Annotated in this window: 13 protein-coding genes; 9 read left to right on the forward strand and 4 right to left on the reverse strand. The window is 67.6% G+C overall.

Annotated features, from left to right (window positions below):
- Positions 1–106: 106 nt before the first annotated feature.
- Entirely contained in the window at positions 107–724 is a 618-nt protein-coding gene (locus ELEN_RS06960; protein ID WP_009304476.1) for a TetR/AcrR family transcriptional regulator, read from the reverse strand.
- Between the two features lie 403 nt (positions 725–1,127).
- Here ELEN_RS06960 and ELEN_RS06965 point away from each other — a divergent pair, with 403 nt between their 5' ends.
- From ELEN_RS06965 to ELEN_RS06980, 4 genes are read left to right on the forward strand one after another with little or no spacing between them, the layout of a single operon-like run.
- Positions 1,128–1,688, forward strand: coding sequence for a cytochrome c3 family protein (locus tag ELEN_RS06965; protein ID WP_009609114.1), 561 nt, complete (start codon positions 1,128–1,130; stop codon positions 1,686–1,688).
- A 21-nt stretch (positions 1,689–1,709) separates the two neighbouring features.
- Positions 1,710–2,207, forward strand: coding sequence for an FMN-binding protein (locus tag ELEN_RS06970; RefSeq protein ID WP_009609146.1), 498 nt, complete (start codon positions 1,710–1,712; stop codon positions 2,205–2,207).
- Positions 2,204–4,063: an FAD-binding protein gene (locus tag ELEN_RS06975; RefSeq protein WP_009609150.1), complete on the forward strand. Its 1,860-nt coding sequence runs from the start codon at positions 2,204–2,206 to the stop codon at positions 4,061–4,063. Before ELEN_RS06970 ends, ELEN_RS06975 begins: the two co-directional genes overlap by 4 nt.
- 1 nt (position 4,064) lies before the next feature.
- Entirely contained in the window at positions 4,065–4,790 is a 726-nt protein-coding gene (locus ELEN_RS06980; protein WP_009609127.1) for a hypothetical protein, read from the forward strand.
- A 54-nt stretch (positions 4,791–4,844) separates the two neighbouring features.
- Here ELEN_RS06980 and ELEN_RS06985 read toward each other — a convergent pair whose 3' ends face one another.
- The 3 genes from ELEN_RS06985 to ELEN_RS06995 form a co-directional block, all read right to left on the reverse strand.
- Positions 4,845–5,795 carry a Fic family protein gene (locus ELEN_RS06985; protein WP_015760544.1) on the reverse strand — a complete coding sequence of 317 codons (951 nt, stop codon included), beginning with the start codon at positions 5,793–5,795 and terminating at the stop codon, positions 4,845–4,847.
- Between the two features lie 157 nt (positions 5,796–5,952).
- A complete protein-coding gene (locus ELEN_RS06990) occupies positions 5,953–6,891 on the reverse strand; it encodes a MarR family transcriptional regulator (RefSeq protein WP_009609138.1) in 939 nt (312 codons plus the stop codon).
- 312 nt (positions 6,892–7,203) lie between these two features.
- Positions 7,204–9,894 carry a cation-translocating P-type ATPase gene (locus ELEN_RS06995; RefSeq protein ID WP_009609148.1) on the reverse strand — a complete coding sequence of 897 codons (2,691 nt, stop codon included), beginning with the start codon at positions 9,892–9,894 and terminating at the stop codon, positions 7,204–7,206.
- Positions 9,895–10,108: 214 nt separating this feature from the next.
- Here ELEN_RS06995 and mtnA point away from each other — a divergent pair, with 214 nt between their 5' ends.
- The 5 genes from mtnA (at position 10,109) to rplS (ending at position 13,885) form a co-directional block, all read left to right on the forward strand.
- Entirely contained in the window at positions 10,109–11,173 is a 1,065-nt protein-coding gene (gene mtnA, locus ELEN_RS07000; RefSeq protein WP_009609115.1) for an S-methyl-5-thioribose-1-phosphate isomerase, read from the forward strand.
- A gap of 44 nt (positions 11,174–11,217) precedes the next feature.
- On the forward strand, positions 11,218–12,261 hold the full coding sequence (locus ELEN_RS07005) for a deoxyguanosinetriphosphate triphosphohydrolase (RefSeq protein ID WP_009609140.1): 1,044 nt from the start codon (positions 11,218–11,220) through the stop codon (positions 12,259–12,261).
- Positions 12,262–12,326: 65 nt separating this feature from the next.
- Positions 12,327–13,013, forward strand: coding sequence for an AzlC family ABC transporter permease (locus tag ELEN_RS07010; RefSeq protein WP_009304466.1), 687 nt, complete (start codon positions 12,327–12,329; stop codon positions 13,011–13,013).
- Positions 13,013–13,345, forward strand: a complete 333-nt coding sequence (locus ELEN_RS07015; protein WP_009304465.1) for an AzlD domain-containing protein — start codon at positions 13,013–13,015, stop codon at positions 13,343–13,345. The genes ELEN_RS07010 and ELEN_RS07015 overlap by 1 nt, the downstream gene beginning before the upstream one ends.
- Positions 13,346–13,537: 192 nt before the next feature.
- The gene (gene rplS, locus ELEN_RS07020; protein WP_009304464.1) at positions 13,538–13,885 is read left to right on the forward strand and encodes a 50S ribosomal protein L19; all 348 of its coding nucleotides are present in this window, start codon (positions 13,538–13,540) and stop codon (positions 13,883–13,885) included.
- Positions 13,886–13,891: the final 6 nt, after the last annotated feature.

The following is a 13,891-nucleotide window of genomic DNA, read 5'->3' on the forward strand; positions in this document are numbered from 1 at the left end:
ACACCCTCCTTCTTCAGGGTACGCTTCGCACAGGCCGCCTTCCGGCCTGCTGTTTCTTCAGATGAGATTATCGATACCGTTGCATGCGGGTTCGCCTGCGCAGGTTCTATCCGCTTTCGGGTGCGCCGTTCGCGCCGCGGTCCATGTGCAGCGTTTGGGCGATGAGATCCTTCAGCACCTCGTCGTCGACGTCCGGATGCGTTCGCAGGTAGCCGACGATGCCCAAGATGAGCACGTAGAACGTCTCGTAGACGTGCTCGATGCGTATCTCGTGCAGCGCGCCGTAGTCGCGCACCGTGGTGTCCACGATGTACGTGGCCACGCGGTCGGCCACGCGGTTCACGAAGTCGATGTAAAGCGCCGCGTTCTCGTGCGAGGCCAGCGAGCGGCGGAACGCGTCGTGCTCGAACACGCCGAGGCGCATGAGCTTTACGACGCTGGAAAGGGCGCTTTCGATGTCGCCCGGGTGCCGTTGCGCGTTCCAGTAATGAGTGGCCTCGATGAAGTCGGCCACGTAGTCGTCGAGGACGGCCGAGGTGACGGCCTCCTTGTCAGGGAAGTAATGGTAGAACAGCGAGCGCGCCACGCCCATGCGGTTGGTGATGTCCTGCACGGAGGTTTTCGAGAGCCCCTGCTCCTCGTACAGCTCGCGGGCCGCGGCCACGATGTCGGCTCGACGCTCGGCCGATGCCGCGTTGCGCGCCTTCTCGTTCGAGGTTGCCATGCCGCCCTCCTTGCCCCGTTCGCTTGAACGATCCTGCGGTTCGCCGCCATGGCGGCGTGTTTCGTTCGATCCCCTGATGAGCGCAGCATACGCCCCTGGTTGACGGAGCGTCAATAGACAGTTTCAGGGATTCGTCAACGAAGAGGGGGACGTAAGCGGCGAAGCGCGCGCGTCCGCGACGGCAATGACGAAACGCGCGAAGCCGTCAACCGCGGCTTCCTCTTTGCCTGCGAGGATGCTAGCATGCAGGTCATTAAGTTCATTTGTGAAACGAAAAAAGAACGCAGATGAACTAATGAGGGAGCAAGCGGACGCAGGGCCGCATCTCGGCCGAGGCGGCGTCGGGCGATCCGATGCCGAGGGCATCGCGGAGCAGCGGACGCGAAACCGAGAAGGAGGGGTCATGGAGGAGAGCAAGCCGAGCGGAAAGCGGAGAGGGAGGCGCTGGCCTATCGTGGTCGGCGTGATCGCGGCGGTCGTCGTGGCGGCGGGCGCGGGTTTCTGGGTTTGGCACGAGCAGCCGAGCTTCTGCAACGCCGTTTGCCACGATCCGATGGACGTCTACGTGGACGGCTACTTCAACGACGCGACGCTTATGGCGAACGCCCACGAGCGCGCCGACGTTACGTGTTTGAAGTGCCACGAGGCGAAGTTGTCCGATCAGGTCGCCGAAGGGCTGTCGTGGGTGCGCGGCGATTTCGCCACTGACGAGACGGGGCATCTGACTACCCATGGCGTGACGGCCGATAAGAAGATGTGCGCATCGGCCGGCTGCCATGATTGGGAAGACGTGAAGGCCGCCACCGAGGATTGGGGAGGCGAGGCGGGGGTGAACCCGCATGCGTCGCATCAGGGCGAGGCCATCGATTGCAGCAACTGCCACGGCGCGCATGGATCGTCGTATATGTACTGCAACGCGTGTCACGACTACGCGGTTCCCGACGGTTGGGAAAGCCCCCGGTAGGGCGTGCGAAAAGGAGGAGCGATGATGAAGAGGACGGCAGCGGCCGTATGCGGGGCCGCGGTGCTGGCGGCGGGCATGACGGGCTGCGGCGCGGGATTCGAAGGCTCGGGGTCGAAGGACGCGGCCAGCGCCGAGCAGCTGGCCATGCGCCTGGACGATCCGTGGGCTCAGGAGGTTCAGGCCGATCAGGGCGCGAAGGCCGAAGGCGAGCTCGCCGACGGCGTGTACACGGGCACGGGCAAAGGGATGGAGGGCCTCGTGACCGTCAAGCTGCTCGTGCAGGACAACCGCATCTCGTGTTTGGAAACCGCGCAGGAGGGCGAGAGCCAGAGCCGCGGAGGCTACGAGGCCATCCGCGACGGCAGGTTCGCCGCCATGATCGAGGCCGCGCAAGGCGCCGGCATCGACGCGATCAGCGGCGCCACCATCACCACGGCGGGCGTCAGGCAGGCGGTGGAGGACGCGCTCTCGCAGGCAGAAGCCGCCGCCGCGAAGCAGGAACAGGGGGGATTCCGATGACGAAGCAGGTTCACGGGCAGACGGGCGCGCATGCGCCGCTGTCTCGCCGCGATTTCTTGACGAGGGCGGGCTTGACGGTGGGAGCCGCCGCGGCCGCGGCGGCGGTGCCGGGCGCGGCCTATGCGGTGCAGGAGGGCGTGATCGGCGACTGGGCGGCTGATGGGTCGAAGGCCGTCGACGTGCCCGACAGCGCCGTCACCAACGCCTCTTGGTCGGACGGCACGTATCGCGAGCACAACGGCGCGGCGTTCCCGGCGGACGATGCAAGCCCTATCCCTCCGCGCGCGGTGCCCGCGACATGGGATTGCGAGTGCGACATCTGTGTGGTGGGCGCGGGCGGCGGCGGCTTGAACGCGGCGGCGCGCGCGGCCGAGCAGGGCGCGCGGACCATCTGCGTCGAGGCTATGGGCCTGCACGGCGGCAACGCCCAGGAGGCGGGCATGTGCGCCATCCTCGGCGGATCGAAGCTGCAGGAGTCGAAGCGTTTCGCGTTCCCGTCCTACCCCTTCGACGCGCGCAAGCTGGCCGATTGGGCCATCGACGAGTACCATTACGCGTGCGACCCGCTGCTCATCCACCGCATCGCCGAGGCGGGCGGCACGTGCATCGACTGGATGGCCGACTGCGGCGTCCGGTGGCGCTTGGGCGAGGTGCCGGTGTACGTGGCGCCGAAGAACTCGACGCTCGACCACCATGTGCTCAAGATGAAGGACGCCACCGACGCCATGTTCAGCTTTGGTCAGAAGCACGGCGTGCAGTACCTCTTCCAAAGCCCGGCGGAGGCGCTCGTGCAGGACGGCGACGGGAGGATCGTGGGCGTGGTGGTGCGCGAGGATTACGGCGCAGAGAAGTACATCCACGCCGAACGCGCCGTCATCCTCACGGCGGGCGGCTTCTGCAACAACAAAGCCCTGTTGGAGCGCTACATCCCCACGGCGGCCATGGGCTGCGCCTCGAGCTACCTCACGGCGGGCGAGACGGGCGAGTGCTTCCGCATGGGCTTGGGCGTGAACGCCGACGTGTCGGGCTTCAACAGCTCGGCCAGCTTCGACGGCGGCGTCGATTGGGAGGCCGAGGGCGGCCAGTGGGCGCGCTTCCTCTACGACGGCATGACGCAGCTGTCGCGCCAGCCGTGGTTCACCGTCGACCGCTGCGGCAACCGTCTTCGCTACATGGACAGCCGCGTGGGCGAGGACGGCGCGAACGCCATCTACGCGCTGGGCGATCTGGCCACCATCCAGATGACGCCGCCGGGGCACCGCTCCTACATCGTCTTCGACGCGCACTACGAGGATCATCTGGCCGGCTTCGCGCAGGAGCATTGCCGCAAGCTGATCACGCCCGACCTCGAGCAGATCGACAAGGTGCCCGAGCATTATCGCGACTGGCACCACGGCGTGCAGGACGCCATCGACGCCGACGTGCTGAAGAAGCGCGACTCGCTGGAGGAGCTGGAGCGCGACCTGGGGTTCGCCCCCGGCGTGCTGGTAGAGGCCGTGGAGAAGTGGAACGCGTGCTGCGAGCGCGGCGAGGACGACTTCATGTATCCCATGCCTCCCGAGTGGCTGCACGCCATCAAGGACCCGCCGTTCTACGGCTGCCGCATCGGCGGAAACCTGTACGGCACGAAGGCAGGCCTCATGATCAACGACGAGATGCAGGTGATCTCGACCAAGGGCACCGTGATCCCCGGCCTGTACGCGGGCTGGCACACGGCCGGCGGCGCGTGCGGCGAGAACAGCTACATCGGCGACCCTATCCTGGGTTCGCTGTTGGGCGACGTGAGCCTGGCGTTCTGCGGCGGGTACTTGTGCGGCACGTACGCCGTCGCCAACGAGATGAAGGGAGGGGAGTAGCATGAAAGAGCAGTTGAAGGACATGGCGCGGCCGTATGCGATGCTGTTCCTGATCGCGCTCGCGGTGGCGATCGTGGGGCGCATCGGGCTGGCCGTGATGGACTTGACCGGAACGCTTTCCTACGACTACATCTCGGCGGCCGACGTGCCCATCCTCGACGTCGTGTGCTCCATCCTGACCGGGTCGGCGCTCGTGGCGTTCATGTACGCAGCATCGCTGGCGATGGTCGTGTCCACGGCGGGCGTCGCGCTGCACGGTCTGCTGTTCGCGCGCCGCAGCGAGGGCGCGGGCAGGCCGGCGACTGCGTTTCTGTGGGGCTGGGCGACGGCGCTTGCGGCCATCGTGTGCCTGCTGATCACGGCGAGCGGGATACTCTCGGCCGTGCAGGTGGCGTCCATGAGCTCGAAGCTGCCCTCCCTGCCGATGCTCGTGCTGGCGCTCGTGGGGTTCGCGGCGTTTCTCGGCACGCTTCTGGGCGCAGCGTCCATGACGGTGTGCGCTTGCCTCGCGCGGGCGCGCGACGAGAAGCGCGCAGGCTGGAACCTGGTGCTCGCGGCTTTCGTCTGCGGTCTCGTGGTCATGGTTCTCACCGTGGGCACGTTCTCGGCCGTCAATGCAGCGTCGATCAACCTGGCGGCCGTGGGCGCGTGGTTCGCCGCCGACGTGGTCGTGAACCTGGCCATCATGTTCGGGATGGGCGCGCTGGTGAAGAAGGGTCGCGCGTAGCATGGAATCCCGGTCGCGCTTCTCCTTTCGGACAGGGGGAAGCGCGGCCTTCTTTTAGGGAATATCCCAGTGTCCGGCGCGTGGGCTTCCGACGCGCCGGACGCGCCCGCTTTCCTTGAGCGAAGCTATGGCGCGCTCCGTCGTGCGTCTTGCCAGGCCGACGGCTTCCGCGATCTCGGAGACCGTGATCGAAGGGTTCTCGGCCATGAGGCTCAGGATGCTATTCCTCAGCCCGTCCTCTCGACGCTCTTCCGTGCAGAAAGGCTCCATCGCATCGCGGATGGCCGAGAGCATGAAGGCTACGAAGGCGGTCGAGGATCCGGTCGCGTTCGATTCGTTCAATGCGGCGTAGTACGCGTCTTGGCGCTCCCGGATCATGCTTTCGATCGGCAGCCAGGTGAGCACGGAGCGCCATCGAGCCAGCAGCAGCGTGTGCCAGAGCCTTCCGATGCGGCCGTTTCCGTCGGAGAACGGGTGGATGAATTCGAACTCGTAATGGAATACGCACGAAGCGAGAAGCGGGTGGAGCTTCGTCGAACCCAGCCATTCGAACAGGTCGGCCATAACTTCGGGAACGTAGGATGCGGGGGTTCCGGCATGGATCAATCGATCCCCGTCGTATACTCCTGCGTTTTTCGTCCGGAAGGTTCCCGCGTCCTTGCGCAGGCCTTCCATCATGACGCCGTGGGCCTCGAGGAGGTCGTCCATGTTGCGCGGATCCCAGTTGCCGAGCAAGTCGTATGCTCGTTTGGCATTCCGGACCTCCCGGATATCGTCGGGCGGACCGAAGACGCGCCGGCCGTCGATGATATCGGTCACCTGCTCCATTGTGAGCGTGTTCTGCTCGATAGCCAGAGAAGAGTGTATGGTTTTGATACGCAGCTCGCGATGGAGGACGGGCGAGGAGGACAGCGCGGAGTCGGGTGCGAGCCGTCCCACCATCTCGGCGATATCCAAGGCGGTTGCAGTAATCTTGTCGGTGGGGTCGAAGGGCGGTTCGTACACCAGAGGCCTCCTCTCGAATATTTTTACCGCCAGTATTTTACCGCCAATGGCGGTAAAAAGAAAGTGCGAGCGTCTTGCTCGTCTTTTTTCCGGTGCGGAGAAGGTTTTTGCATGCGGAAGTCTGGCATCGGCGATCCATGCGCAGACGGCGTGCGCGTCAGTCGATGGGCTGGAGGAGGCCGAGGGCGGCTTTGCGCTCGGCCTCCTCGCGCGCTTGGACGTCGGCGATGACGATGCGCCAGGTGCGGGCGAGCGCGCGGCGCTGCCGGTCGTCGAGCCTGCTCCACAGGTGCTTGCGCGCGAGCAGGTCGATGGTGCGCGCGATGACCCTCCGCTGCCGCTCGCCCTGGGGCGTGGCGGCGGCGAACACGGCCTTTCGGTCGCGGGGGCTGGCCAGGCGCTCCACCCATCCTCTCTCGGCCAGGCCGTCCACCGCCCGTGCGACGCCGACGGCCGTCATCTGCAGCTGCGACGCCAGGTCGCCGATGCGCAGCGGCTCGCCCACCTCGCCGAGGCGCTGCAGCACGCGGCATTCGCTGAGAGACGCGCCGCACGAGGCCTTGAGGGCGCTTTCCATCGCGCGCTTCACCAGTTCCAGCGACACGAGCGCCCGCGAAGCGGCGTAGCGGCCGGCCGTCTCGCCGGGCGGCGGCGCCTCGATGCTCGCGCCGGCTGCGATGGAGGCTTCGAGGATGGTGCGGTGGGCAGCGTCTTCGGTGGGGAACAGGGCGTAGAGGCGCTCGACGAGCGCGTCGTTGGCCTGCGCCACATGGCTTGCTCCGGCGTCGGTGATGCCCACGGTGCGCACGCGCCTATCGCCGTCGCCGGCGCGTCGGCGCGTCGCGTACCCGGCGGCTGCGAGCGCGTTCACGGCCTGCGTCACCACGTTCGGTTTGAGGTCGAGCATCTTTCCGAGGCTGGACTGGTCGATGCCGTCCGGGCCTGCGGACAGCAGCTTCACCAGCACGCGGTACTGCGTCACGCTGAGGCTGCTGGCCTGCGCCAGCCCGCTTTTGAGCGCGCGATGGGTGAGGTCGAACGCGACGAAGAACGTCGAGTCGAGAGAAAGGTCGCGCTCGGTTTCGATCCCGCCCATGCTCAACCCCCTCCTTTTTTCGCGCGCTCTGCAGTTCGTTCATCGGTGAAACGATATTGTAGCGCGAGCATGAGCGGTTCGGGGAAAACCCATCAGAGCGCCACTTCGCCGTCGCCGAAGGCAAAGCAGCGACGAGGGACGAACGCGCATGCGTCCGAGCAGCAAGCCTTTCCTTCGCATGCACGTTTTTGTCAAGCATGTACGGGCATTCCGACCCGTTTTCCTTGTCAAAAGCGTGCATGTAGGCAATACGCCGTTCGTGCACGGCGGCGCTCTCGCGCGCGAGGATGCCCTTTTCCGGCGACTGCGCGCTTAGCGGCGCGCGCGCCAGCGTCCGATGGCCTTCGCGATTTCGGTCTGCACGACGGACAGCAGGGCGAAGCCCACCACGAGCGCCCACTGACCGAGGTCCATCGTCGTGCCGCCGAACGCGTCGATGAAGGGCGGCACCAGCAGCACGACCAGCATGAGCGCGATGCTGGCCGCCGCGGCGAGCCCCAGCTGGCGGTTGCGGGCGCCCTCGCGGTCCCAGACGGGGTCGGTGGCGGAGCGCTGGTTCAGGGAGCGCAGCACCTGGGAGAATCCCAGCACGCCGAACGCCATCGTGCAGCCCAGCTCGTAGCTGCCCGCGTTCTGGCCGATCACGAAGGCGACCAGCGCGAGCGCCGCGATGAACACGCCCTGAAAGATAACGCGGCGCGCTAGCGGGCCGTCCAGCAGGTTGTTCACGCGCATGGGCGGATGCTCCATGATGTGGCGGCTGGCGGGCTCCACGCCCAGCGCGAGCGCGGGCAGCGAGGCGGTTGCCAGGTTCACCCACAGGATCATGACGGCGGTGAGCGGCGCGTTCCAGTTCAAGGCCACGGCGGTGAGCAGTACCACGATCTGAGCCACGTTGTCGGCCACGAGGAAGGAGACCACCTTCTGGATGTTGCGGAACACCCGGCGGCCCTCGCGCACGGCGTAGACGATGGTGGTGAAGCGGTCGTCCATGAGGATCATGTCGGAGGCGTCCTTCGCCACGTCGGTGCCCGTGATGCCCATGGCCACGCCGATGTCGGCGGCTTTGAGCGCGGGCGCGTCGTTCACGCCGTCGCCCGTCATGGCGCACACCTCGCCGGCATGCTGCAGCGCGCGCACGATGCGCAGCTTGTGCAGGGGCGACACGCGGGCGAACACCGAGGTGTTGCGGGCCGCCTCGTCGAGCGCCGCGTCGTCCATCTCGTCGAGCTCGGCGCCTGTGACCACGAGGTCGCCGGGGCGGAAGATGTCCAGCTCGCGGCCGATGGCGCGCGCGGTGGAGGCGTGGTCGCCCGTGATCATGACGGTGCGCACGCCGGCGGTGCGGCAGGTTTCCACGGCCTGGCGCACGTCGGGCCGCGGCGGGTCCATCATGCCGACGAGGCCGATGAGCACGAGATCGCGTTCGATGTCCTCGACGTCGCCGGGCACGCCGGGCAGGGCGCGGGTGGCGAATGCCAGCACGCGCAGCGCCTCGTCCGAGAGCCGTTGCGCCACGGCCAGCGCGCGGGCGCGATCCTCGTCGGTCATCGGCCGCGGGCCGTTCTCGTCCATGATGAAGGCGCAGCGGGGCAGCAGCGAATCGATCGCGCCCTTCACGGCGGCCACGATCTCGCCGTCGCGCTCGTGCACGGTGGACATGCGCTTGCGGTCGGAGTCGAAGGGGCGCTCGGCCAGGCGCGGGTAGGTCGAGCGCAGCGCGGTCGGGTCGATGCCGTTGTCGCGCGCCAGCACCAGCAGCGCGCCCTCGGTGGGGTCGCCGATGAACGCCTGCGCCCCCGACGCGCCCTCCTCGGCGGGCGCGAACGCGGCGTCGTTGCACAGCACGGCGGCGAATGCGAGGTAGCCGAACAGGTCGGGGTGCTCCTCGAGCGCTTCGGCGGGCTCGAGCGCCTCGTCGCGGTCGAGGTCGGGGCCCAGCGACACGCGCACGACGCTCATGCGGTTCTCGGTGAGGGTGCCCGTCTTGTCCGTGCAGATGACGGTGGCGCCGCCCAGCGTCTCGACGGCCGGCAGGCGGCGCACGAGCGCCTCGTGGCGGGCCATGCGCTGCACGCCCAGCGCCATGGTGATGGTGGCGGTGGCGGGCAGGCTCTCGGGGATCACCGAGATGGCCAGCGACACGGCCAGCAGCAGCAAGGGAGCGAACGGGCGGCCGTAGGCCAGGCCGACGGCAAGCACGGCCAGCGCCGCCGCTACGCCCACGATGGTGAGGATCTTGCCGAACGAGGCCAGCTTGCGCTTGATGGGCGTGTCCAGCTCCTCGTCGCCTTCCAGCATGCCGGCGATGTGCCCGACCTCGGTTCCCATGCCCGTGGCCACCACGATGCCCGCCCCGCGTCCCGCGGTGACGATGGCGGTGGCGAACGCCATGTTCGACCGGTCTCCCAGCGGCGCGCCGGGCAGAACCACGGCGGAGGCGTCCTTCTCGACGGGCACCGACTCGCCCGTGAGCGCGGCTTCCTGCATGCGCAGCCCGGCCGCCTCGACGAGTCGCAGGTCGGCGGGCGCCATGCTGCCGTCGCCCAGCTGCACGAGGTCGCCCGGCACGAGGTCGCGCGCGGGCACCACCATCTCCATGCCGTCGCGGACGACGCGCGCCTCGGGCGCGCTCATCGATCTTAGCGCTTCGAGCGAGGACTGCGCCTTGCGCTCCTGCACGATGCCGATGACCGCGTTCACCACCACGATGGCGAAGATGATGCCGGCTTCGGCCCATTCCTGCAGAAGCGCCGACAGCACGGCCGCCACGAGGAGGATGAGGATCATGGGGTCGGTCAGCTGCTCGCGCGCCATCTGCGCCAGCGTGCGCGGCGGCTTCGCGTTCAGCTCGTTGGGGCCCGTCTCGGCGAGGCGGCGCGCGGCCTCGAGCTCGCTCAGCCCTTCGAGCGAGGAGTCGAGCTCGAGGAGGACGTCGGAAAGGGGCTCCGCCTGCCAGGGTCGGGATGCGGGCGGTTTGACGGGTGCTTGAGTGTTCGGCATGGAGCTTCCTTTGCGCGGTCGTTGCGACGGTGTTCGCTTCCACGATACCCGTCCGCGGCTCGCGTCGATCGAACCGTCACGAGCCGGTTGCCGATCGGACGGTCGATCGTTCGGAGGGCATTCCCCGTCCCGTCGGTCGGCGCGGCGCGACGTCCTCTCGCCGCGCTCGGGCGCTTTCCGTTAGAATGGTGGTCTCCGAAGGAAAGGAAGCCCCGTGACCGCGAACCTCCGACTCGACCGTCTCCCGCGCACCGTGGAGCTGGCGCGCGCCGCCGACGGCGCCGCGACGCTCGCCTACGTCGACCAGCGCCTGTTGCCCGGCAAGCTCGCGATCGAGCGAACCGCGGATTGGGGGGCGGTGGTGGACGCGATCAAGACGCTCGCGGTGCGCGGCGCGCCCGCCATCGGCGTGGCGGGCGCCGCTGCCGTGGCGCTTTGGGCTCGGGAGGCCGCCGGCGGCGACACGGGCGCGGGCGAGGTTTCCGCATACCGCGCCGCGCTCGAGCGGACGGCCGAGGAGATCGCCTGCGCGCGCCCGACCGCGGTGAACCTGCGCTGGGCGGTCGAGCGCGTGCTGGGCCGCGCGCGTGTTGCGCTCGACGGGGGCGCGGCTCCTGCGGCCGTGGCCGACGCCCTGTTCGCGGAGGCGAAGCGCATGGAGGCCGAGGACGAAGCCGCGAACCGCGCCATCGGCGCGCACGGAGCCGCGCTGCTGCGGCAGGGCAGCCGCGTGCTCACGCACTGCAACGCCGGAAGCCTGGCGACGGCGTTCTACGGCACGGCGCTCGGCGTGGTATACGCCGCGGCCGAGCAGGGCAAGATCGAGCGCGTGTACGCCGACGAGACGCGCCCGGTGGGGCAGGGCGCGCGCCTCACGTCGTGGGAGCTGGCGCGCGCGGGCGTTCCCTGCACGCTCGTCTGCGACAACATGGCCGCAAGCCTCATGGCTAAAGGAGAGGTGGACGCCGTGATCGTGGGAGCCGACCGCATCGCCGCCAACGGAGACGCGGCGAACAAGATCGGCACGTACGGCGTGGCCGTGCTCGCCCGCCATCACGGCATCCCGTTCTACGTGGCCGCGCCCATCTCCACCATCGACCCTGCGATCGCGGACGGCTCGGGCATCCCCATCGAAGAGCGCGATGCCTCCGAGGTCCTGCCCGTCGCGATCGAGGGCGTCGACGTGTGGAACCCGGCCTTCGACGTGACGCCGGCCGGCCTCATCACGCGCATCGTCACGGAGCGCGGCGCGTTCGAGCCGGATAAGTTGGTATACTGATCCTGCAGGTCGCCGACGGACGGGCGACGGAAAAGGAGGGCCTTATGCGCATCATCCATCGCGAGGACCAAGAGCAGCGCGAGCACGTGGAGCTTTCCTGCGACGCGGCGTTCGCCGACGAGAGCGACGGCCGCGACCGATCCGCCGAGCCCGACATCCTGCGCACCGACTACCAGCGCGACCGCGATAAGATCCTCCACACGAAGTCCTTCCGCCGCCTGTCGCACAAGACACAGGTGTTCCTGGCCGCCGAGGGCGACCACTTCCGCACCCGTCTCACGCACACGCTGGAGGTGGCGCAGATCGCCCGCACCATCGCCCGCGCGCTGGGGCTGAACGAGGATCTCGCCGAGGCCATCTCGCTCGGCCACGACCTGGGGCACACGCCCTTCGGGCATACGGGGGAGGAGGCGCTCGCGCGCTGCCTGGCGCGCCACAAGGGGATCGACCCGGCATCGCCCGAGGCGGAGGCGCTCTACCGCCACAACGAGCAGAGCCTGCGCGTGGTCGAGCGCATCGAGAACGGCGGCAAGGGACTGAATCTCACGTCCGAGGTGCGCGACGGCATCCTCAACCACACCGGCGACCTGCGCGCCGAGACGCTGGAGGGGCGCATCGTGGGCACGGCCGACCGCATCGCGTACGTCAACCACGACATCGACGACGCCATCCGCGCGGGCATCCTGCGCGAGGTCGACCTGCCGGCGTCGACGCACGCCATGCTGGGCCCCGACCATTCGTCGCGCATCGAGACGCTCGTGCTCGACATGGTGGAGACGTCGGCCGCCGTCGACGACATCCGCATGAGCGACGCGGTGTGGAACGCCATGATGGAGCTGCGGTCGTTCCTGTTCGAGCGCGTGTACAGCGCCCCTGCCGTCACCGACGAGGTGGCGAAGGCGACGCACCTCGTGGACGACCTGTTCGACTACTACGTGGCGCACACGGGCGAAGTTCCGCAGGAGTACCGCGCCATCTCCGAGGGCGACGACCTGCGCGCCGTCACCGACTTCATCGCCGGCATGACCGACCGCTACGCCAAGAACCTCTACCAAAGGCTGTTCATCCCCAACGCGCTGCATTACTAGGTTCCCTCGGCCTAAGGACATTTCTTCGTTGCGCGGGTGCACAAGAATTGTATAATCGTCTAACTATGCTTTCCGGGGATCACATCAGGCAATCGTTTTCGGCGGCGCTGCCCATCATGCTGGGCTACGTCGCCATCGGCATACCCTGCGGCATCCTGAGCGCTTCCATCGGCATGAACGAGCTGCAGGTGTTCCTGCTGTCGGCCGTGTTCTACTCGGGCGCGGGCCAGTTCATGATCCCGAACATGTGGCTGGCCGGCTCGCCGCTCGCGTCCATCATCGCCAGCGTGTCGCTGGTGAACACACGCCAGATGCTGTACTCGGCCTCGTTCGCGCCGCGCTGCGAGCGTGTGAAGAAACGCCTCGCGTTTCTGTTCGCGGCTACGGTGACCGACGAAAGCTACGGTGTGAACACGGCGAAGTTCGAGGAGGGCGGCTGGTCGGTTGGCCGCGCCACGCTCGTGAACCTTTTCTCGCAAAGCTCGTGGGCGCTGTCGAACGTGGCCGGCGTGCTCGTGGGCAACGCCGTGGGCATCCCGCTGGCCATAGCCTCCTTCGCCATGACGTCCATCTTCATCTGCCTGCTCGTCACGCAGAAGGTGACGCCGGCCAACGTGGTGGCTGCGGCGTTCGCCATCCTGGGCGTGTACACATGCAAGACCATCGGGCTTTCGGGCCCCGCCATACTCGTGGGCGCGCTCGTGGGCGTGATGGCGGCGCTGCTGTTCACGTGGGCGAAGGAGCGCGGCTGATGGAACCGATGGGCTGGGGCGATTACTTCATCGTGCTGGGGTGCTGCGCAATCACCATGCTGGTCTGCCGCGTGGTGCCGCTGTTCGTTCTCAAGGGCAAGGAACTGCCGGAAGGGGTCGGGCAGGCGCTCGGCTTCATTCCGCCGGCCGCGTTCGCCGCGCTCGTCGCGAACGACCTTTTGACGCCCGGCATGTTCGACGCAGGCCTGTGGCCGGCAGCCGCGCCCCTGGTCGCCGCGCTTGCGGTGGCGCTCGTCGCCTGGAAGACGAAATCGCTTCTGTGGTGCGCCGTCTCGGGTGTGGCCGCGTACGCGCTGCTCATGCTCCTGTAGAGGCCGTGCGCATCGGAAGACCGGGCCGGAAGCGCGGCGGAATTCGGCATTATGCGTGGAGAGCCCAAGTTTTTGCGCATGTGCCCAGGTTTTTCCTTGCAGTACCGTTCCGTTGACGGTATACTATCCAATCGTGTCTTTACTAGACGACATGCAATTAGGTTTCATTGAATATATAAGAAGGAACGGGTCATGGATATCATTCGCGCCATCGAACAGCAGCAGATCAAGCAGGACGTCCCCGAGTTCAACGTCGGCGACAACGTGAAGGTTCACTACCGCATCACCGAGGGCAACCGCGAGCGTATCCAGGTGTTCCAGGGCGATGTCATCCGTCGCCAGGGCGCTTCGAATCGCGAGACGTTCACCGTTCGCAAGATCAGCTTCTCCATCGGCGTGGAGCGCACCTTCCCCGTGCACTCCCCGAAGATCGAGCGCATCGAGGTCGTGCGTCAGGGCGATGTGCGCCGCGCCAAGCTGTACTACCTGCGCAAGAAGGTGGGCAAGGCCGCGAAGATCAAGGAGAAGGCGTACCGCTAGGCCTTC

It is taken from the genome of Eggerthella lenta DSM 2243 (assembly GCF_000024265.1).
GTDB lineage: Bacteria > Actinomycetota > Coriobacteriia > Coriobacteriales > Eggerthellaceae > Eggerthella > Eggerthella lenta.

Coding starts and splice junctions, on each gene's coding strand:
- ELEN_RS06960 (WP_009304476.1), bottom strand. CDS start 724: ATGGCAACCTCGAACGAGAAGGCGCGCAACGCGGCATCGGCCGAGCGT.
- ELEN_RS06965 (WP_009609114.1), top strand. CDS start 1,128: ATGGAGGAGAGCAAGCCGAGCGGAAAGCGGAGAGGGAGGCGCTGGCCT.
- ELEN_RS06970 (WP_009609146.1), top strand. CDS start 1,710: ATGATGAAGAGGACGGCAGCGGCCGTATGCGGGGCCGCGGTGCTGGCG.
- ELEN_RS06975 (WP_009609150.1), top strand. CDS start 2,204: ATGACGAAGCAGGTTCACGGGCAGACGGGCGCGCATGCGCCGCTGTCT.
- ELEN_RS06980 (WP_009609127.1), top strand. CDS start 4,065: ATGAAAGAGCAGTTGAAGGACATGGCGCGGCCGTATGCGATGCTGTTC.
- ELEN_RS06990 (WP_009609138.1), bottom strand. CDS start 6,891: ATGGGCGGGATCGAAACCGAGCGCGACCTTTCTCTCGACTCGACGTTC.
- ELEN_RS06995 (WP_009609148.1), bottom strand. CDS start 9,894: ATGCCGAACACTCAAGCACCCGTCAAACCGCCCGCATCCCGACCCTGG.
- ELEN_RS07005 (WP_009609140.1), top strand. CDS start 11,218: ATGCGCATCATCCATCGCGAGGACCAAGAGCAGCGCGAGCACGTGGAG.
- ELEN_RS07010 (WP_009304466.1), top strand. CDS start 12,327: ATGCTTTCCGGGGATCACATCAGGCAATCGTTTTCGGCGGCGCTGCCC.
- ELEN_RS07015 (WP_009304465.1), top strand. CDS start 13,013: ATGGAACCGATGGGCTGGGGCGATTACTTCATCGTGCTGGGGTGCTGC.
- rplS (WP_009304464.1), top strand. CDS start 13,538: ATGGATATCATTCGCGCCATCGAACAGCAGCAGATCAAGCAGGACGTC.